Annotated in this window: 23 protein-coding genes; 2 read left to right on the forward strand and 21 right to left on the reverse strand. The window is 43.4% G+C overall.

All coding sequences use genetic code 11. From position 1 onward, the window contains the following. Positions 1 to 8: 8 nt before the first annotated feature. The 15 genes from rplN to H6A32_RS06620 form a co-directional block, all read right to left on the reverse strand. Positions 9 to 377, reverse strand: coding sequence for a 50S ribosomal protein L14 (gene rplN / locus H6A32_RS06550; RefSeq protein WP_087168677.1), 369 nt, complete (start codon positions 375 to 377; stop codon positions 9 to 11). A gap of 36 nt (positions 378 to 413) precedes the next feature. Next, positions 414 to 674 carry a 30S ribosomal protein S17 gene (rpsQ, locus tag H6A32_RS06555; protein WP_171027953.1) on the reverse strand — a complete coding sequence of 87 codons (261 nt, stop codon included), beginning with the start codon at positions 672 to 674 and terminating at the stop codon, positions 414 to 416. A 7-nt stretch (positions 675 to 681) separates the two neighbouring features. Then, on the reverse strand, positions 682 to 888 hold the full coding sequence (gene rpmC, locus H6A32_RS06560; RefSeq protein WP_087168678.1) for a 50S ribosomal protein L29: 207 nt from the start codon (positions 886 to 888) through the stop codon (positions 682 to 684). After that, positions 878 to 1,315: a 50S ribosomal protein L16 gene (gene rplP, locus H6A32_RS06565; RefSeq protein WP_087168679.1), complete on the reverse strand. Its 438-nt coding sequence runs from the start codon at positions 1,313 to 1,315 to the stop codon at positions 878 to 880. The genes rpmC and rplP overlap by 11 nt, the downstream gene beginning before the upstream one ends. Then, positions 1,315 to 1,971: a 30S ribosomal protein S3 gene (gene rpsC / locus H6A32_RS06570; protein ID WP_087168680.1), complete on the reverse strand. Its 657-nt coding sequence runs from the start codon at positions 1,969 to 1,971 to the stop codon at positions 1,315 to 1,317. Before rpsC ends, rplP begins: the two co-directional genes overlap by 1 nt. 11 nt (positions 1,972 to 1,982) lie before the next feature. Further along, positions 1,983 to 2,369, reverse strand: a complete 387-nt coding sequence (rplV, locus tag H6A32_RS06575; RefSeq protein ID WP_048620766.1) for a 50S ribosomal protein L22 — start codon at positions 2,367 to 2,369, stop codon at positions 1,983 to 1,985. A 30-nt stretch (positions 2,370 to 2,399) separates the two neighbouring features. Continuing rightward, positions 2,400 to 2,681, reverse strand: coding sequence for a 30S ribosomal protein S19 (gene rpsS / locus H6A32_RS06580; RefSeq protein WP_024731856.1), 282 nt, complete (start codon positions 2,679 to 2,681; stop codon positions 2,400 to 2,402). Positions 2,682 to 2,706: 25 nt separating this feature from the next. Beyond that, positions 2,707 to 3,549, reverse strand: a complete 843-nt coding sequence (gene rplB, locus H6A32_RS06585) for a 50S ribosomal protein L2 (RefSeq protein ID WP_087168681.1) — start codon at positions 3,547 to 3,549, stop codon at positions 2,707 to 2,709. A gap of 67 nt (positions 3,550 to 3,616) precedes the next feature. Further along, entirely contained in the window at positions 3,617 to 3,916 is a 300-nt protein-coding gene (rplW, locus tag H6A32_RS06590; protein WP_087168682.1) for a 50S ribosomal protein L23, read from the reverse strand. After that, positions 3,916 to 4,536 (reverse strand): 50S ribosomal protein L4, encoded by a 621-nt coding sequence (gene rplD / locus H6A32_RS06595; protein WP_087168683.1) that lies wholly within the window; start codon positions 4,534 to 4,536, stop codon positions 3,916 to 3,918. Before rplD ends, rplW begins: the two co-directional genes overlap by 1 nt. Before the next feature lie 29 nt (positions 4,537 to 4,565). After that, positions 4,566 to 5,246, reverse strand: coding sequence for a 50S ribosomal protein L3 (gene rplC, locus H6A32_RS06600; protein ID WP_087168684.1), 681 nt, complete (start codon positions 5,244 to 5,246; stop codon positions 4,566 to 4,568). A 74-nt stretch (positions 5,247 to 5,320) separates the two neighbouring features. Further along, a complete protein-coding gene (rpsJ, locus tag H6A32_RS06605) occupies positions 5,321 to 5,638 on the reverse strand; it encodes a 30S ribosomal protein S10 (RefSeq protein ID WP_024731851.1) in 318 nt (105 codons plus the stop codon). 656 nt (positions 5,639 to 6,294) lie between these two features. After that, positions 6,295 to 7,140, reverse strand: coding sequence for a hypothetical protein (locus H6A32_RS06610; RefSeq protein ID WP_204863973.1), 846 nt, complete (start codon positions 7,138 to 7,140; stop codon positions 6,295 to 6,297). Between the two features lie 95 nt (positions 7,141 to 7,235). Next, positions 7,236 to 8,516 carry a S41 family peptidase gene (locus tag H6A32_RS06615; protein ID WP_204863974.1) on the reverse strand — a complete coding sequence of 427 codons (1,281 nt, stop codon included), beginning with the start codon at positions 8,514 to 8,516 and terminating at the stop codon, positions 7,236 to 7,238. A gap of 29 nt (positions 8,517 to 8,545) precedes the next feature. Next, positions 8,546 to 9,646 carry a hypothetical protein gene (locus tag H6A32_RS06620; RefSeq protein WP_204863975.1) on the reverse strand — a complete coding sequence of 367 codons (1,101 nt, stop codon included), beginning with the start codon at positions 9,644 to 9,646 and terminating at the stop codon, positions 8,546 to 8,548. 349 nt (positions 9,647 to 9,995) lie between these two features. Between H6A32_RS06620 and H6A32_RS06625 the strand changes: the two genes are divergently transcribed. After that, the gene (locus H6A32_RS06625; protein WP_204863976.1) at positions 9,996 to 10,667 is read left to right on the forward strand and encodes a hypothetical protein; all 672 of its coding nucleotides are present in this window, start codon (positions 9,996 to 9,998) and stop codon (positions 10,665 to 10,667) included. Between the two features lie 106 nt (positions 10,668 to 10,773). Next, a complete protein-coding gene (locus H6A32_RS06630) occupies positions 10,774 to 11,292 on the forward strand; it encodes a helix-turn-helix domain-containing protein (protein ID WP_204863977.1) in 519 nt (172 codons plus the stop codon). 291 nt (positions 11,293 to 11,583) lie between these two features. Here the strand turns inward: H6A32_RS06630 and H6A32_RS06635 are convergent, their stop codons facing one another. The 6 genes from H6A32_RS06635 to prdA form a co-directional block, all read right to left on the reverse strand. Beyond that, complete coding sequence (locus tag H6A32_RS06635) at positions 11,584 to 12,438, reverse strand: Rpn family recombination-promoting nuclease/putative transposase (RefSeq protein WP_204863978.1); 855 nt, start codon at positions 12,436 to 12,438, stop codon at positions 11,584 to 11,586. 113 nt (positions 12,439 to 12,551) lie between these two features. Next, positions 12,552 to 13,016 (reverse strand): glycine/sarcosine/betaine reductase component B subunit, encoded by a 465-nt coding sequence (locus H6A32_RS06640; protein ID WP_204863979.1) that lies wholly within the window; start codon positions 13,014 to 13,016, stop codon positions 12,552 to 12,554. 27 nt (positions 13,017 to 13,043) lie between these two features. After that, positions 13,044 to 13,814 carry a proline reductase cluster protein PrdD gene (prdD, locus tag H6A32_RS06645; RefSeq protein WP_191433819.1) on the reverse strand — a complete coding sequence of 257 codons (771 nt, stop codon included), beginning with the start codon at positions 13,812 to 13,814 and terminating at the stop codon, positions 13,044 to 13,046. A 128-nt stretch (positions 13,815 to 13,942) separates the two neighbouring features. After that, a complete protein-coding gene (gene prdB, locus H6A32_RS06650) occupies positions 13,943 to 14,668 on the reverse strand; it encodes a D-proline reductase (dithiol) protein PrdB (protein ID WP_191433817.1) in 726 nt (241 codons plus the stop codon). After that, positions 14,665 to 14,961, reverse strand: a complete 297-nt coding sequence (locus H6A32_RS06655; RefSeq protein WP_171028009.1) for a CBO2463/CBO2479 domain-containing protein — start codon at positions 14,959 to 14,961, stop codon at positions 14,665 to 14,667. The genes prdB and H6A32_RS06655 overlap by 4 nt, the downstream gene beginning before the upstream one ends. A gap of 16 nt (positions 14,962 to 14,977) precedes the next feature. Beyond that, the gene (gene prdA / locus H6A32_RS06660; RefSeq protein WP_087254615.1) at positions 14,978 to 16,828 is read right to left on the reverse strand and encodes a D-proline reductase (dithiol) proprotein PrdA; all 1,851 of its coding nucleotides are present in this window, start codon (positions 16,826 to 16,828) and stop codon (positions 14,978 to 14,980) included. Positions 16,829 to 16,906: the final 78 nt, after the last annotated feature.

Consider the following 16,906-nt stretch of genomic DNA (forward strand, 5'->3'; position numbering starts at 1 on the left):
GTACCTCCTTATAATACTTCCGGAGCCAGAGATACGATCTTCATGAACTGTTTCTCACGAAGTTCTCTCGCAACTGGTCCAAAAATACGAGTTCCTCTTGGGTTCTTGTCGTCTCTGATAATAACAGCAGCATTTTCATCGAATTTGATGTAGGAACCATCTTTACGACGTGCGCCTTTTACTGTACGAACAACGACAGCCTTTACAACGTCACCTTTTTTAACAACGCCGCCTGGTGTTGCGTCTTTAACAGAAGCAACGATCACATCTCCGATATTTGCATATCTTCTTGTAGAACCGCCCATAACACGGATACAAAGTAATTCTTTAGCACCTGTGTTATCTGCTACTTTTAATCTGCTTTCTTGCTGAATCATGCAGGTAACCTCCTTATATTCTGCTCCATCGTGAAATTATTTCACTTTTTCCATTATTTCCACAAGTCTCCATCTCTTGTCCTTGGACAGCGGTCTTGTTTCCATAACTTTTACTTTATCTCCAATGTTGCATTCGTTGTTTTCGTCATGTGCTTTTAATTTGTAAGTTCTCTTCACGATTTTGTTGTAAAGCGGGTGTTTCACATGGTCTTCAACTGCAACTACGATTGTTTTGTCCATTTTGTCGCTGACAACCTTACCAACTCTTGTTTTTCTCAGGTTTCTTTCCACGTTCATTCCCTCCTTACTCAGCCTTTGCCATCTCAGTCATCACTGTCTGGATTCTGGCAATATTCTTTCTTACTTCTTTGATCCTGCTTGTATTTTCAAGCTGATTCGTTGCGTTCTGGAATCTCAGGTTGAAGAGTTCCTTTTTAGCAGCTACTAATTCTTCATTCAATTCTGAAACTGATTTTTTTCTTAAATCTTCTACAAATGCATTAATTTTCACTGTTATCACCGCCTTCTAAGTCTGCGCGAGAAACGATTTTACATTTACAAGGTAATTTGTGCATTGCAAGACGCAGCGCTTCACGTGCAACTTCTTCCGGTACTCCGGAAAGTTCGAACATAACACGTCCTGGTTTTACAACTGCTACCCAGTATTCAAGAGTACCTTTTCCGGAACCCATACGCGTTTCAGCTGGTTTCGTAGTTACAGGTTTATCTGGGAAAATCTTGATCCAGACTTTACCACCACGTTTGATATAACGAGTCATAGCAACACGGGCAGCTTCAATCTGGTTGGAACGGATCCAGCAAGGTTCCATTGCCACAAGACCATATTCACCGTTAGTAATCTTATTTCCGCGTAAAGCCTTACCTCTCATGGAGCCACGGAACTGTTTACGACGTTTTACTCTTTTTGGCATTAACATTATTTATCGCTCCCTTCCTGATTAGCCTTTGTTGGAAGAACTTCGCCTTTGTATACCCAGACTTTCACACCTACTTTTCCGTAAGTTGTGTCTGCCTCAGCGAATCCATAGTCAATGTCTGCACGAAGTGTCTGAAGCGGAATTGTTCCTTCGCTGTAGAACTCTGTACGAGCCATATCAGCTCCGCCAAGACGTCCGGAAACGGATGTTTTCACACCAAGCGCTCCTGCCTTCATTGTCCTGCTCATGCAGGACTTCATAGCACGTCTGAAAGAAATACGGTTTTCAAGCTGAAGTGCGATGTTTTCAGCAACGAGCTGAGCGTCTCTGTCCGGTTTCTTTACTTCTTTGATGTCAACGATAACTTTCTTATCTGTCATCTTCTGAAGTTCTGCTTTCACTTTCTCGATTTCAGAACCGCCTTTACCGATTACCACACCCGGTTTTGCTGTGTAAACGATGATTTTTACACGGTCAGATGCTCTTTCGATCTCGATCTTTGCGATTCCGGCACTGTATAATTTATTTTTAAGAAATTTTCTGATTTTGTGGTCTTCAACCAGATTGTCGCCGAAGTCTTTTTCTGCATACCATCTGGAATCCCAGTCTTTGATGATACCGACTCTCAATCCGTGTGGATTAACCTTCTGTCCCATGATTGCCCTCCTTATCTTTCATCTAACACAAGTGTAATGTGGCTCATTCTCTTTTCGATTCTGTAAGCTCTACCCTGTGCTCTTGGTCTGATACGTTTCATTGTAGGTCCTTTGTTCGCATAGCATTCTGCGATGTAAAGGTTTTCTGGTGACATACCGTTATTGTTTTCAGCGTTTGCGATTGCTGATTCTAATAATTTCTTAATCAAGCTGGAAGCATATCTTGGGTTGTATGTTAAAATTCCAAGTGCTGTTGTTACATCCTTACCTCTGATGGCATCTAATACGAAGCATGCTTTCTGAACAGAGACTCTTGCGTAGGATAACTTAGCTGATGGTCTTGTGTCTTTGTTCGCATTTCTTTCTCTTTTAATCTGAGATCTATGTCCCTTAGCCATGGATGAACCCTCCTTTCGAATACACGTTTATTATCTTACTCTGGATTTCTTTTCGTCTTTTCCATGTCCTCTGTATGTTCTTGTTGCAACAAACTCTCCAAGTTTGTGTCCAACCATATCTTCTGTGATATATACCGGGACATGTTTTCTTCCGTCATGAACGGCGATTGTATGACCGATCATCATCGGGAAAATTGTAGAACGGCGGGACCATGTCTTGATAACAGACTTGTCTCCGGATTCGTTCATAGCTTCTACTTTTTTCAGTAAACTCGCATCTGCGAATGGTCCTTTTTTAAGTGAACGAGCCATTAGGTTTAACCTCCTTCAAAACTGTTTATTTGATAGCTTTTCCGTCACGTCTTCTTACGATCAGCTTATTAGACGCTTTGTTTTTCTTTCTTGTCTTAAGACCAAGTGCCGGTTTGCCCCAAGGTGTAGACGGGCCTGGACGTCCAATACCAGTCTTACCTTCACCACCACCGTGCGGATGGTCATTCGGGTTCATAACAGAACCACGAACTGTAGGTCTGATGCCCATATGGCGTTTACGTCCTGCTTTACCGATGTTGATCAGGTTGTGTTCGCCGTTTCCAACAACACCAACTGATGCACGGCATACAAGCGGTACCATTCTCATTTCGCCTGAAGGAAGACGAAGTGTAGCGTATTTTCCTTCTTTAGCCATTAACTGAGCGCTGTTACCAGCGGAACGAACGAGCTGTCCGCCTCTTCCTGGATAAAGCTCAATGTTGTGAATCTGTGTACCAACCGGGATTTCAGAGAGCGGCAGGCAGTTTCCTACTCTTACTTCCGCTTCCGGTCCATTCATAACTGTCATTCCGTCTGTCAGTCCCTGCGGTGCAAGGATGTAAGCTTTTTCGCCGTCTGCGTAGCAGATCAGAGCGATGTTGGCTGTTCTGTTCGGATCGTACTCGATACCGATTACCTTTGCCGGAATTCCATCTTTATTTCTCTTAAAATCGATAATTCTGTATTTTCTCTTAGCTCCGCCTCCGCGGTGTCTTACTGTAATTTTACCCTGAGCGTTACGACCAGCTGTTTTGCTCTTGGATGCAAGCAGAGATTTCTCTGGAGTTGTCTTTGTGATCTCAGCAAAATCAGATCCGGTCATCTGTCTTCTGGAAGGTGTATATGGGCTGTATGTTTTAATTCCCATTACTGTATCTCCTTTCGTTATCTAATTATTGGTTTCACGGATTTGCACCGTTTATTTTCTCTATATCCTAGAGTCCCTGGAAGATTTCGATCTCTGCGCTTTCTTCTGTAAGAGCTACGATCGCTTTCTTCGTCTTAGCAGTTTTTCCGTATGTCATGCCACGGCGTTTTGTCTTTCCGTCCTGGTTCATTGTATTGACACTCTTTACTTTTGTTCCAGCGAACATTTTTTCAACTGCTTCTTTGATCTGAGTCTTGTTAGCTTCCGGATGAACAAGGAATGTGTATTTCTTGTCAGCCATAAGCCCCATGCTTTTTTCTGTAATCACCGGTTTCAGGATTACGTCATAATACTGAATGTTTGCCATTATGCGTACACCTCCTCGATCGCCTCTACAGCTGCTTTTGTAGCAATCACTGTATTGTATTTCAGGATATCATACACATTGATTGTATTAGTGCGTGCAGTCTTAACATCGGCAATGTTTCTTGCAGAAAGCTCAGCCTTTGTGTTGCCGTCTTCTAATACCACTAATGCTTTGGATACGTTTAAGTTGCTTAATACATTCTGGAATTTCTTTGTTTTGATTTCATCGAAATTCATTTCATCTACTACGATGAACTTGTTCTCTTCTACTCTGGATGTCAGAGCGGATTTCAGAGCTGCTCTCTTTTCTTTCTTGTTTAATTTGAAAGAGTAGTCTCTCGGTGTCGGAGCAAATACCACTCCACCGCCTGTCCACTGCGGAGCTCTTGTTGATCCCTGTCTTGCGTGACCTGTTCCTTTCTGTCTCCACGGTTTTCTTCCGCCGCCGGATACTTCAGAACGAGTCTTTGCTTTCTGTGTTCCCTGACGTTTATTTGCAAGCTGCTGTACAACTGCCATGTGCACAAGGTGTTCGTTAACTTCAACACCGAAAATAGCATCATTTAAGTCAATCGTACCAACTTCTTTACCTTCGATATTGTAAACAGCTACGTTTGCCATTACTATGTTCCTCCTTTCCTCTCAAAAACCTAAATACTCTTTACTGTTTCTTTGATTGTTACTAAAGATTTTTTAGGTCCTGGTACGGAACCTTTTACTAAGAGCAGATTGTTTTCTGCATCAACTCTTACTACTTCAAGATTCTGAATTGTGATCTTCTTGCTTCCCATGTGTCCCGGCATTTTCTTTCCTTTGAATACCTTGCTCGGATCGGAAGCCGCACCGTTGGAACCTGCGTGACGGTGGAATTTGGAACCGTGTGTCATAGGTCCTCTGTGCTGATTATGTCTCTTGATTGCACCCTGGAATCCTTTACCTTTGGAGATTGCTGTTGCATCTACCTTATCTCCTACCGCGAAGATATCAGCTTTGATTTCCTGTGCAAGTGCATATTCTTCTGCATTGTCAAATTTGAATTCTTTTACGAATCTCTTTCCGGATACTCCAGCTTTGTCGAAGTGTCCTTTCTCAGCTTTTGTCACACCATTTCTGTGGACAATTTCTTTCTTGCCACTCTTGTCAACATTGACAATCTTTTCTTTCTTGTCAACGAATCCAACCTGAACAGCTTTGTAACCATCGTTCTCAACTGTCTTGATCTGTGTTACAACACAAGGACCAGCCTGAAGAACAGTTACCGGAGTTAATACTCCATCTTCGTTGAAGATTTGAGTCATTCCGACTTTTGTTGCTAAAATAGCTTTCTTCATTATGTTTACCTCCTGTGATTTACAGCGGAACGGACATGCATCCGTTCATCCTAAATTTTAGGAATACTGCTTTCTTATTTTTGTTTCATTTTGATATCGATGTACACACCTGCCGGCATTTCCAGTCTGGATAATGCATCAACTGTCTTCTGTGTTGGTGTGATGATATCAATCAGTCTTTTATGAGTTCTCTGCTCGAACTGCTCTCTGGAATCTTTGTATTTGTGAACAGCTCTCAGGATTGTAACTACTTCCTTCTTTGTCGGAAGCGGTACCGGTCCGCTCACCTTTGCTCCATTTTTCTTTACAGTTTCGATAATTTTCTTGGCAGATGCATCAACCAGCTGATGATCATATGCCTTCAGTGTGATTCTCATTACTTGACTTGCCATAAAAAAAGTCGCCTCCTTTTCGTACTTTCAAACTCAGTACGACAAGCGGTGACTGTACACTCTCCCGTGCGTGTCCACATCGACTCACACGTTGTTACCATGTTTCAATGGATGTTATTGATTCGTACAGTGACTTGTCGCCAGTTTCCTAACTTGACATTCGCTCCGCGGAAAAACCTGCCATTTCCAGGCAGCAACCTCACGTTTCATCGCTATCATGTCACAGCTTTTTCAGTATATATGAAACAATATAAATTTGCAAGCCCTTTTTACATTTTTTTGTATTTTTTTTGATACACGCAGCACGGAACTGAAGCGCGTCTGTGCGACGAGCGCGCATGCGGGCGGCGGTTCGGCGCGAACAGCAACAATACTTTTTTTACTTTTTTCCGTTAAACTCTTGACAGTTTCCTTTTGTTCATGGTATAGTGATAGCGTGTTAGTACATTAAAGTACTAAACGATTACATTGTAGTGTCCCTGATATTCCCCCAAAGTATCAGCGACGTCTCCAATTCTTATATACATCCTCTATTTAAGAGATTCCCCAGTTTTGTATATGTAGAAACTACAATGTAATCAGGAAAACCTCTCAATGACATACCAAAATGAAAGGGCGGATGCGATCGCGTATCCGCCTTTTCATTTTCTTCTATATTATGCAGGTAACTCTTTCCCCGCAAACCGGGTGTACTTTTCCAACAGTTCCGCGGCCCCCATCGCTGCGATCTCCCGGAGATCATTCTCTTTCATCATCCATCTCACGAACCGGCATCCCAGATAATAGCCTACATCCGAATAGCCGCAGAAATCGCACCAGTCTCCAAAGAAATCCTGCGTACTTTCCTCCTGCTCCAGGCGTCTCCCGTATTCCTCCTTAATCATCGGCTCCTGCTCCTGACACCATGCAAGCCATCCATTCTCATCCTGATGGTAATACCTCTCATCTTTGCTTAAGATCTGCTCGCATACCATGGCAATTCCCTCCTGCCAGAGCTGGAGCATCGACTGCCTGCTCTGTGTATGCGCCGGGAACTCCAGGTTCCCGTATATCTCATGCCAGATATGTCCGATCTCATGGTACAAAAGTGCCTTCAGCTTCTCCTCGCTGTCCCAGTTCAGTTCCAGAACCTTTTCCACGCCCAGCAGAACGACCTTCTTCCCTCCAAGGAACGTCACCCATCCCGCCGCATTGCAAAGTCCCAGATATAAAACAACCGTCACTTCACATTCCTTTTCAAACAGGACCGGAAGGCGCTCCTGAAGCTCCGCCACAACACGCTCAAACCTGCTGCCAAGATGCCGGATCCGCTCTGGTTCCCCCAGTACTGTCTCAATTACCGGGAGGACATCCTTTTCAAACTCATACTTTGCCGTATCTTCTTCACAGAGTTTAGGAAGTTCCGGATGGATTGCTCCTGCATAGTCCCGCCATCTTTGCTTGTCAAAATGAGAATCCGGAAATGTAGAAAGAATCTCCGGAACAGTATTGACTGTTTTCATATGCTCCGCCTCCTGTCTTTCATCAAACAGAACGATCTGTTTCTTCTATTATAATATAGCAAACGGACAGGCGAGGGAGTGCAAGTGGTTTCCGTTTATTGCCGGTTCAATAATTCTACTGCTTTATCATACGCATCCTCTGATGATGTCTGGACATCCGGCACAAGCATGTCTTCGTTGTTGGAACTGTCGGGGCGTGTAAACTTTTTGTATGAAACCGACATAACTAAACCCGAATTTTCTAATTGAAACATCAAAATATCACCATAGGAATTCGGCTTATTAGTGCTTGGTTCTCCGACAATTTTTCCCAATTTTCCGTCTCTCACCCAAACACAAAGCATCGTTGCCGAACTAAATGTGATATGATCAGACAGGACAATCAACTGAACATCCTCATTCGCTTTAGCCATGAGTGTCGATCCCTTTGTTTCAATTATTCCGTGATCTATTGGAACTCCTCCCTGTTCTTTCGCTTCTTTGGAAAATCTGATAACACTTCCATAGTAAGGCTCCCTCATTCCCATTGCTTCCAAAATCCTTAAGCAAGCATTCGAGTCCCCTCCCATATTCCCCCGTACATCAATAATGACTTTCGTACATCCATTTTCCACTGCTTCTTCCAGTTTTACCGCAATTTCTTCCAGTGTCTGATCAACTTCACAGGTATTGAAATCTACCACAAAAATATCACCTTCAGTAAAACAATTGTTTGTCACTTCTTCGGTGGATCTACCAACTTCCATAAAGGAGTAGATCCGTTTTGTGCCATCCGAGAATTCTACCTCTACCTGATCATTCTTCGATACCGCTCCACAGAATTTTAGAATCGTGTTCACTGCAAGATACTTTTCTCTGTTCTGTTCTTCTGCTGCTGCATTCTCCGCCACGATCATTTTATCGATTTTTTCGTATATTTTCTCTACATCCACTCCTCCAACTTTTTCTACATAAAGCCCGGTCCTTTTCCCATTTTCCCACAGATATGATTTTCCGTTTTCATAAGAAGCAGGTATGTCTAATACTTTTATTTCTCCAGGATCCTGAATCCTTGTATGTGCATCGCGAAGAGAACTCATGTACTCTGCCGTTGCTCCCCAGAATTCCCAGACAGTCATACCCGACTGTGTCTGACTGATGTATGCTTTTTTCGCTTCCTTATATTCCGACTGATCTTCCTCCAATTCAAAGAACGGATGTACATCTTCCACATATTGAATCGCCTGTTTCCTGTCTTCCTCCACCTGTGTTTTAGTCAGCAGACCTCCTTCTTCCGATATTGCCGTCCCCTGCCATGCACATCCTGCAAGCACTGCCGTCATCGCAAAAGCCAGTACCGCCTCAATCCACTTCTTTTTAAATCTCCAAAATTTCATAGACAATTTCCTCCTGCCAGCACTTCCACTTAATCAACAACAAGTTCTTTCACATACCCCATTTTCTCAAACGAATTCTGATCCGTCCGGAAATATTTCCGCTCCACCGTACCATCCTCTTTGATCAATTCCAGCATGTAGACCTGCTTTGCCTTTAATTTCATCGGGAAGCAATCTTCGCTCAATATTTCACTGCCAGGCGAAGCCTCTTTAAAGTCCTGATATGCATTTTCCAGCCGCCAATAATCTACATACTCATATTCGTCACCAACAAACGAAGCGCCGAATCTTCCAAAATAAGACGCCTGATATTTTTTCCCCTGCGCTTCCATCTCTTCTGTAATAATCGGATCCTTTTCCTCCCCATAATCGGAATATCCGCTCAGATCCGTAGTATGGAGGCGATCCCCATATTCTTCATGCAGCTGGTTTGCCATGCATGGCACAGTCTGTGTCAGCTCATCCATTCCCTCAATATCCGTGTGTGCTCCTCCATAAATTCCCATAATTGGCGCTTCATCCATTGTTTCATATTCTTCTATGAAATTCTCTGCCATTTTATTTTCACGATAGACCGGATCTGCCGAATGGTCATAATAGTATTTTCCTTGCTCCATATTCTCCTGAGTTTTTTGATAATCCTCGGAGTCTTTTTGGTCATGCTCTTCCAGATAATCGAGATACCACTGCCCTGATGTCTTATAATCATGCCCAATATCGGTACCATGAAATACAGTCTCAGGGTACTTCTCTTTTATGCTTTTGAAAAAATTGTATGTTTCAATTTCTCCACCATACGTTCCACTCCAGTTTTTCCACAGCATATAAAGAATTTCGTCATCTTCCGCCTGCATCCACGTATTCAGAAGCTTAGCATCATAATATGGATATTCCCCGAAAAGATCTCTCATTCCCTCTTTATAAAAGTCACCCCATATTTCCAGTTCTCGTTTTTGGATATATTCATTAGAATGCGTTTCTCCGTATAGATAGATGCCGTCTGGTTTTTGCTCCTCCTGTTTTTCTTCTGCCCCCACACCTGTTTCATGCCCGCACCCGAAACACGCAGCAGCCATGACAATCACTAAAATCGCAACAAATACTCGCTTGTTCCAACCTTTTTTCTTCATTTACACTTTCCTCCCGTTCTATTGCTAAAATACCAACTGCAATTCTATTTTGAATGTTCCAGCGTAACGTTATAAAATCTCTATAAGTATTTTACCTTGCGATCTGTAGTTCGGGCATTACACACACTTCTTCGCTTTATCGCTTTATACTTTTTTGTTCCACACCTTTTATTATACTGTAATCCCTCTCTATTCCCAGAAAAGAGCTCTTGCATCTTTGTAAAACACAAAATTTTTACCTGGCAACCATTGCTTGCATCGGAAACTGATACTTTCTTTCTCTTATTTACGCTCTATGCTATAATAATGAAGTCGAAAATTATCAGGGAATAATAGAAAGGAATCTCAGATGGATCAAAAAGAAAAAAAGAAATGGATGGCATTTTTTATTATCGGAATCACTTATTCATGTATACTTTATATTTTCAACATGTATCATGTTTTATCTAAACCCGCTCCATCCTGGATCACCATGCTGTTGGATCACTGGTGGATTATTTATCTGCTCGAGTTCTTTCTCCCAGTATTTTTGATCCGCTTTTTCCTGCATGAACCATTAAACAGATATGGATTTCATTTTAGTCAGATTATTTCTCAGATACTTTTTGCTGTTTTCCTGATATTCCTTCTGATTTTTCTTGGTAATCCAAGTCGTTTCATCTCTCATCTTTTAGAAGTATGGAACATCTGCCTGATCCATATGAGATATCATTATCTACACACCTTTTTACCAGGAGCTGATTTTTTCCTGGCATTATTAGGCCAAAACATGCTTTATCATGGATTTTTGCTGACCTTTTTTCAGGATATCTTTCGCAATAAACTGGCTGGTGTTTTACTGGTCGGTCTGTTGTATGCATTATCTTCCGATATTTCTGCACTTAATCTTTTTTCATTTTGTCTCAGCTTTTTCTATGCTGTTTTATATGCTTCTATCAGAACATTTGCTCCTGGGAAATGCACGATTTTTTCACTCACGTTCGCACAATATTTATCAGAATTTTACTGGGGCATTTACTAATCATCCAATATAAGGCATTTGACACTTATTGTAATTTTCTGGAATTTATGTTAATATTATATCAGTTTCAGGCAATATTGATTTTGCTGAAAGGAGGAAGATAGTTATGCAGATCGGAAGTTACTTAAAAGAGCATCGTAAAAGCCGGCATTTCACGCAAGAGCAAGTGGCAAATGAATTGCATATCAGCCGCCAGGCCATTTCCGCCTGGGAGAATAATGCATCCTTCCCGGATCTGGAAAATCTTGTCCTCCTGAGTCAGCTTTATCAGACGAGCGTTGACAGTCTGATCGGCAATGTTACACCAGAGAATACACTCGATATACAAGAGCAAACGGCAGATCTCCAAGAAGTACTACCCTCTGCCGAGCCGGCCGTTACAGAGGCAACTTCCGGCGAAACTCCTGTTTCCAGTGCAGAAGATGCAGTAAATTCCAAATTGGAGAGCATTTTTCTCATTGTGCTCGCCATTGCCGCATTTGAGCTTCCTTTTTTGGGCGTTTTTCTTTTGATCTATGTTATTAAAACAGTAAAATCCCGCCCATACTTTAAAGGAATTGTCCTTTTCATCTGTGTGGCATGTATCATTCACGATTTGATTTATTACGCCCAGTTTTTTTCATAAAACTACTATCAAAAAAGCAAACCCGAAACTGCTCTGTCTGATCCCGTTTCGGGTTTTTCATATCCCATTCTTCTCCTCTTAAAGAACAGTAGTTATCCGCTTCTAAGATCCAGCCAAAAAGAAAAAACACATTTGATAATAGAATTCCTCTGCTTTTCATTGAAATTCTGTCGAAATGACAGCGATTGATGTGTACCATAGACAGTAATACAGATACAACAAAACATCCGTTTCTGTCATATCTGTATCCTATAATCAGCTTTTATAATAATTTAAATAGACCGATGCATCTTACTCTTTGATTTTCTGCTCAAATTCCTCAACGGAACCGCATTCCAGAGCTATTTGGAACCATTGATCCAGCATTCCCGAATTAGTTTCCTTAGTAATTCTTTCATTGAGTGATTCCGGGACTTTTCCGTACGCCGAAAGCACCTTTAAGACAAATTCAGCTTTACCTTCGACTCTTCCCCGGCTTCTTTCATCTCTCAGCATTTCTTCCAGCACCATGAATCTTTCCTCCATTTCCCGGCTCTGCTTCACATACGAAATAAACTCCTGAAGCTTCTGGACATAGGGATCTCCAAAATCCTGTTGGCTCTCCTTTAGTCCTGCTCTGACAAATCTCAGAAATGTTACCAGTTTGCCCGGAACTTCTGCGTCATTCTTCCCGCGGGTATTCAGAAATAAAATCTTCCGTCCGTCTTCCAACGATGCTTCCTCTGTTTCCTGACAGACCGACTGAAAGGTATAGCGGTATTTTCCTGCTCCAAAAGGATCGAAATCGCACAAAAAGATCACATAGGTATTGGGAAGTTCCGTGTAGTCCTCCCCGCTCATCAGAAGTTCCATATCCATCTGGCTCTGATAATAGCGGCTCCTTTTTCCTAAAACCGGCTTTTTCTCTGCCTGCATCTCAATATTGTAGTGTGTATGCTCCTCATCTCTGGCATAAACATCCAGGCGGACGCCCTTATATTCCAGATGGTAAACGATGCTCTTTTCCTTACTGACCTTAACCTGGTCGATCTCAATTTCCAGCACCATTTCCAGAAATTCCTTACAATTTTCTTCGTTTACCATAACGGCGCCAAAGAGAAAGTTATCCTTGATTGTCAGTTCCTGTAGTGTTTTTCTTTTTTTCATATGAATCCTCCATGCGCAGAGGAATCCTATGCCTTTATTATACGACGAAAGCAGGAAGAATTCCACCCGCAATCTCCCTGCTTTCCTGTATTTTTCAACACATTTTCAATTTTCTATCGTTTTCGCATTTTCAGTTTCAGCATTGCCGTTGCTTTTCGTGCATCCATGGTGTCTACCGCATTTTCGCCGACCACGTCGGTCTCTACGCCCTTTGGATTTTTATTCATATCAACAATCGTATCCATATACGGATTGGTCACCACGAACTGTCCGGCCGTTCCGGAAAAGTGGATTCCCACCACCGGAATGTCGCGTTTTCCGAGCTGTTCGATTGTATTGGCATAATCGACATCGCTGTTTCCCCATCCGTCTGCAGAGATGATCACGCCGTCCGCGCGCATTCCTTCCGCCCAGACTGCCGCCCTGGTTCCCACCAGCACTTTGTCCTGCTGATCCTGTGGTGTTCCTACGATAAGAATTCCCATCAGATCCAGATCCTCATCGACTGACACTACATCCAGAAGCGGATCACGGAAGTTGTGAAGTGTTGTTTCTTTTGTCGAAGGTCCGATTCCCATTCTTTGTCACCCCTTTTCGTTCTTTTTCTACTGCATGGACCGCAGAATACCGTCCCGGTATTCGTTTGGTGTTACAAGGACCGGCATATTTCCCATATCAATGATGGAGCGTCCTCCTTCCACGCCTGATGGTTCTTTTGCGAAGAGATGCATGTCATACATAGCTCCCTGCCCGGCCACCTGTTTGATAATGAGTACTTTTTTCTTTCCCGGACGTACCACATCGTAATATTCGTGACGTTCTGTGCAGCGGTCCCCATGAAATTTCTTCAGCTGTTCCCGGAGTTCCTGGACAAATTCATCACATGCGCTGTGTGCCGCCGTTACCCCTGCCCGGATCTGACCCATTCCTTCCTGAAGCGTCACATCAAAGGCAATCATGATATCTCCTTCTCCTGGCGTCCCGGCTCTTCCGTAACAGATCTGCTCCTTCAGGTTTCCTTCCGAGGATCCGAATTCATGTGTCTGCTTTCCTACAGTATCCACGCCTGTCAGGATCACATAGACACCTGTCAGCGTATGAGTAATTCCTTCCCCGATATTTCCAAGTACTTTCGCTGAAATCGGGATAATGTCCATAATCGTATTGGTATACTGATCACGTTCTTCCGGTTTGATAATCCGGAAAGAAATATCTGATATATAGTCTTCTTTTCCACGTTTGTAGCGGTCTGCGCTCTCTTTATTCACAGTCAGCACGCCGCTTTCCTCCACCTTGTTCTCCTCGCCCCACATAGCTTCCCGTATGTGGTAGGCTTTAATCACAAGCCGGCGGAGCTGTTTTGTCTCTTCTCCCATGGCATTTGATTCCTTTCCTGTTGATCCTTTTTTATCATAACACACTTTGCACTTTCAGAAAATGATATTTGATTTTCAAATGAAAATAGGGATCTGTACACTCTGTACAGATCCCATAATGATTTGCATCAAACTTTTGCAATGTATTCAAATGGAAGCGGAACTACCTTTCCTGGAGTATCGATTGCAACGAGCTGCTCCAGAGTTGCTTTTACAATCTCTGTCTGCATTTCTACGTTGTTCGGTTCTCCGGCATTTGCTCCCATTGGTACGAGCGGTGCTACCGCACGTGGTGTACCTGCCTGACGAACAACAGGTGGAAGGGCTGCGATGATAATTGTAGGAATACCAGCCTCTTCAATCGCTCTCTGCACCAGTACTGCAGAGCGGTGGCAGGTACCTCATCCAGCTGTGAGGATGACTGCGTCGACATCCTCTTCTTTAAACATCTGTGCGATGGCCGGACCAGTTTCATGTTTGAATTTCTCCTGATTTCCACCGCCGCCCATGAATCCTGCGTGTACCGGAGCACATGCTCTGATAAATCCTTCTTTTGCAAGTTCATGGATTCTGTCGATCGGGAACATACAGTTGATGTCTTTGTTTACATCACCGTTATCATATCCACCATGTGAAACCATCAGTTCACTGGATGGAGTTGTATTTTCAATCTTTCTCCATGTGAAGTCTCCGGCAAGATTAAATCTTTCCTGGCTTTTCTTATGGACACCTGCTGCAGTAGCAAGAGCAATAGACATATCTTTAATCTCTTTTGTTACTGGAGTCCATACTGCCGGCGGAGTAATCGGAACATAAATTTCAGATTGTAAACCTTTCACAACCGTTAAGCTCATTTTGAAACCTCCTCATGATTTTCATTCAATTCGCGCATCTCTTTCTGACGCCTCTTGTAGATATCAAGGTTGCTGACGTACTTCTCATTGATCTCCGGCCCCATCTGCTCTACGAAGCTCATGTTCCATGCCACTTCCTGTCCGACTTTGACCGGATAATCTGTGATCAGCATCCGCATCGGAATCTTCAGATAGCCGAGCCTTCCTTTCAGGTCAACTCCTACGCATCCGTCATGTACCTCGACGATGACGCCTTCCATTCTTATGATTTTATCTCCATATTTCAGTTCCATACGTCATTACCATCTATTAATCGTATTTTTCTTTTCTCTTCTGGCTCATCGGGAGAGACTGCTCATTTGCAACGAGATCAATCTTTGTTCCTGTTGCCTTTTCGATCATCTCGATGTTGTTTGCCTTGACATTCGGATTCCATTTCTTTTCTGCCGGTTTTACTTCCTCGCCTGCCATTGCTGCTTTCAGCATTGCGATTGCACGTACTGCTTCTTCTTTACACAGTGTGTTGCATGCAAGAACTTCATTTTCGATACCGGATTCAGATTTATTGTTGTCAACCATGTTTGTCATATACGGATTTCCAACAACGAGTGCACCCTGTACAGCACAGAAAGATAATCCAACTACCGGGATTCCTCTCTTTCCGATCTGCTCATGATGACTTGCAAAATCAATGTGGTTATTTCCAAAGCCTTCTGTTGTGATAAATGCACCGTCAACATCCAGAGCTTCTACTGTCTGTCCGACACGTTTGGATACATAGAACTTCTCTGCGTTGATCTGCGGGCTTCCTACGAAAAGAACGCCGCAGAGGTCAAGCTCTTCGTCATGGAGTGCTTCCAGTACGAGAGGCTCTCTCCAGTAGTGTCTGGACATCTCTTTGGATGCAGGTCCGATACATGTCAGTGCATGGATACATCCATCAAGCACTTCCAGCGGAGATGTCATAACCGGAACGTTTCCAAGGTCTACATTTGGTTTCGCTCCAAGTACTCCTACCGGCTCCATTGGAAGGATCAGGTTATCATGCATAGCGCCCTGTCCCATGATCTCTTTTACGATGACTACTTTTTTCTTTCCAGGATGTCTGAGATGTTCAAACTCCTCTGTATCAACAACAAGTGAGTCGTCCAGTTTCTTAAGGGCTTCACGGATCTCCTGTGTGATCACGTCTGTCGCTGTATGTGCAGCGAGCGGGCCCGGACGCTCCATGTTTGTTCCTTCTTTGATGATCACTTCTGTCTTGATGAAGATCTCACCCTTATCCGGTGCTCCCGGACGTCCCCACATGATGTTCTCATCCAGGTATCCTTCGGAAGAACCGAACTCACCGATCTGAACGCCGTTTGCATCTGTACCTGTTACCATCATAACAACGCCGTCAAGTACACGTGTTACACCATTTCCGATTTCAGCTTCGCCTTCTTTTGTGGCAATCGGCTGTACGTCCATGATTGTGTTGGAGTATGTGTGGTACATCTCCGGTGTGATAATATCAATCTTTAAGCTGTTTACCAGTTCCTGGCCTGCAGCTGCTTCTTCTTCGATTCCTTCACGGATGTAAAGCACTGTTCCGTCGATCTTTGTCTCCGGTCCTCTCTTTACTTCAGTGATTTTGAAATGCTTTCTTGTGAGTGTTCCCATCACTCTTGCTTCTTTTTCTTCTGCTGCCGGTGCCGCTGCTACTGCCACCGGAGCCGGTGCTGCTGCTACTGCAGAGCCTCCCATGATGCCAACCGGGATTTCCAGATTGATATCTTTTCCTTCTCCGATATGGAGTTTAAATACTCCACCCGGTACTGCTGCCGGTGCCGGAGCCGGCACTTCCGGCTGAACTGCCGGTGCTTCTTCTTCAGCTGTTTCTTCTTTTACCGGTTCTTCCGCAGAAGCTTCTTTGTATCCTTCTACGACATCCGGTGTAAGTGCTGTAAGTGAATCACATGTTTTTTTCAGTTTTGCACCAAGAACCTGTTCAATCGTAAGGACGCCTTCCAGATTCAGAAGTCCTGAATCTACCAGATCATCAAAGATCGCCGGATCCTCAAGATTTGCAGCTTCGATTGTGATGCCCTCTTCCGCCCTGCAGCAAAGCACGGCCGGATCTTTTGCATGAGCTTTCGCTGTTTCAGCTGTAATTGACATGTTTCATTCCCTCCTTGATTTTCTCCTTCGGCTCTTCGCCGTTTTCTATATATACAACCACACCGCATGGTGACGCAG

Source organism: Drancourtella massiliensis (assembly GCF_016900655.1).
Classification (GTDB): Bacteria; Bacillota; Clostridia; order Lachnospirales; family Lachnospiraceae; genus Sellimonas; species Sellimonas catena.

What these genes read in the sequence shown, in the direction of transcription:
- rplN (WP_087168677.1), bottom strand. Translation starts at nt 377, where the DNA reads ATGATTCAGCAAGAAAGCAGATTAAAAGTAGCAGATAACACAGGTGCT.
- rpsQ (WP_171027953.1), bottom strand. Translation starts at nt 674, where the DNA reads ATGAACGTGGAAAGAAACCTGAGAAAAACAAGAGTTGGTAAGGTTGTC.
- rplP (WP_087168679.1), bottom strand. Translation starts at nt 1,315, where the DNA reads ATGTTAATGCCAAAAAGAGTAAAACGTCGTAAACAGTTCCGTGGCTCC.
- rpsC (WP_087168680.1), bottom strand. Translation starts at nt 1,971, where the DNA reads ATGGGACAGAAGGTTAATCCACACGGATTGAGAGTCGGTATCATCAAA.
- rplV (WP_048620766.1), bottom strand. Translation starts at nt 2,369, where the DNA reads ATGGCTAAGGGACATAGATCTCAGATTAAAAGAGAAAGAAATGCGAAC.
- rpsS (WP_024731856.1), bottom strand. Translation starts at nt 2,681, where the DNA reads ATGGCTCGTTCACTTAAAAAAGGACCATTCGCAGATGCGAGTTTACTG.
- rplB (WP_087168681.1), bottom strand. Translation starts at nt 3,549, where the DNA reads ATGGGAATTAAAACATACAGCCCATATACACCTTCCAGAAGACAGATG.
- rplW (WP_087168682.1), bottom strand. Translation starts at nt 3,916, where the DNA reads ATGGCAAACATTCAGTATTATGACGTAATCCTGAAACCGGTGATTACA.
- rplD (WP_087168683.1), bottom strand. Translation starts at nt 4,536, where the DNA reads ATGGCAAACGTAGCTGTTTACAATATCGAAGGTAAAGAAGTTGGTACG.
- rplC (WP_087168684.1), bottom strand. Translation starts at nt 5,246, where the DNA reads ATGAAGAAAGCTATTTTAGCAACAAAAGTCGGAATGACTCAAATCTTC.
- rpsJ (WP_024731851.1), bottom strand. Translation starts at nt 5,638, where the DNA reads ATGGCAAGTCAAGTAATGAGAATCACACTGAAGGCATATGATCATCAG.
- H6A32_RS06610 (WP_204863973.1), bottom strand. Translation starts at nt 7,140, where the DNA reads ATGAAAACAGTCAATACTGTTCCGGAGATTCTTTCTACATTTCCGGAT.
- H6A32_RS06615 (WP_204863974.1), bottom strand. Translation starts at nt 8,516, where the DNA reads ATGAAATTTTGGAGATTTAAAAAGAAGTGGATTGAGGCGGTACTGGCT.
- H6A32_RS06620 (WP_204863975.1), bottom strand. Translation starts at nt 9,646, where the DNA reads ATGAAGAAAAAAGGTTGGAACAAGCGAGTATTTGTTGCGATTTTAGTG.
- H6A32_RS06625 (WP_204863976.1), top strand. Translation starts at nt 9,996, where the DNA reads ATGGATCAAAAAGAAAAAAAGAAATGGATGGCATTTTTTATTATCGGA.
- H6A32_RS06630 (WP_204863977.1), top strand. Translation starts at nt 10,774, where the DNA reads ATGCAGATCGGAAGTTACTTAAAAGAGCATCGTAAAAGCCGGCATTTC.
- H6A32_RS06635 (WP_204863978.1), bottom strand. Translation starts at nt 12,438, where the DNA reads ATGAAAAAAAGAAAAACACTACAGGAACTGACAATCAAGGATAACTTT.
- H6A32_RS06640 (WP_204863979.1), bottom strand. Translation starts at nt 13,016, where the DNA reads ATGGGAATCGGACCTTCGACAAAAGAAACAACACTTCACAACTTCCGT.
- prdD (WP_191433819.1), bottom strand. Translation starts at nt 13,814, where the DNA reads ATGGGAGAAGAGACAAAACAGCTCCGCCGGCTTGTGATTAAAGCCTAC.
- H6A32_RS06655 (WP_171028009.1), bottom strand. Translation starts at nt 14,961, where the DNA reads ATGGAACTGAAATATGGAGATAAAATCATAAGAATGGAAGGCGTCATC.
- prdA (WP_087254615.1), bottom strand. Translation starts at nt 16,828, where the DNA reads ATGTCAATTACAGCTGAAACAGCGAAAGCTCATGCAAAAGATCCGGCC.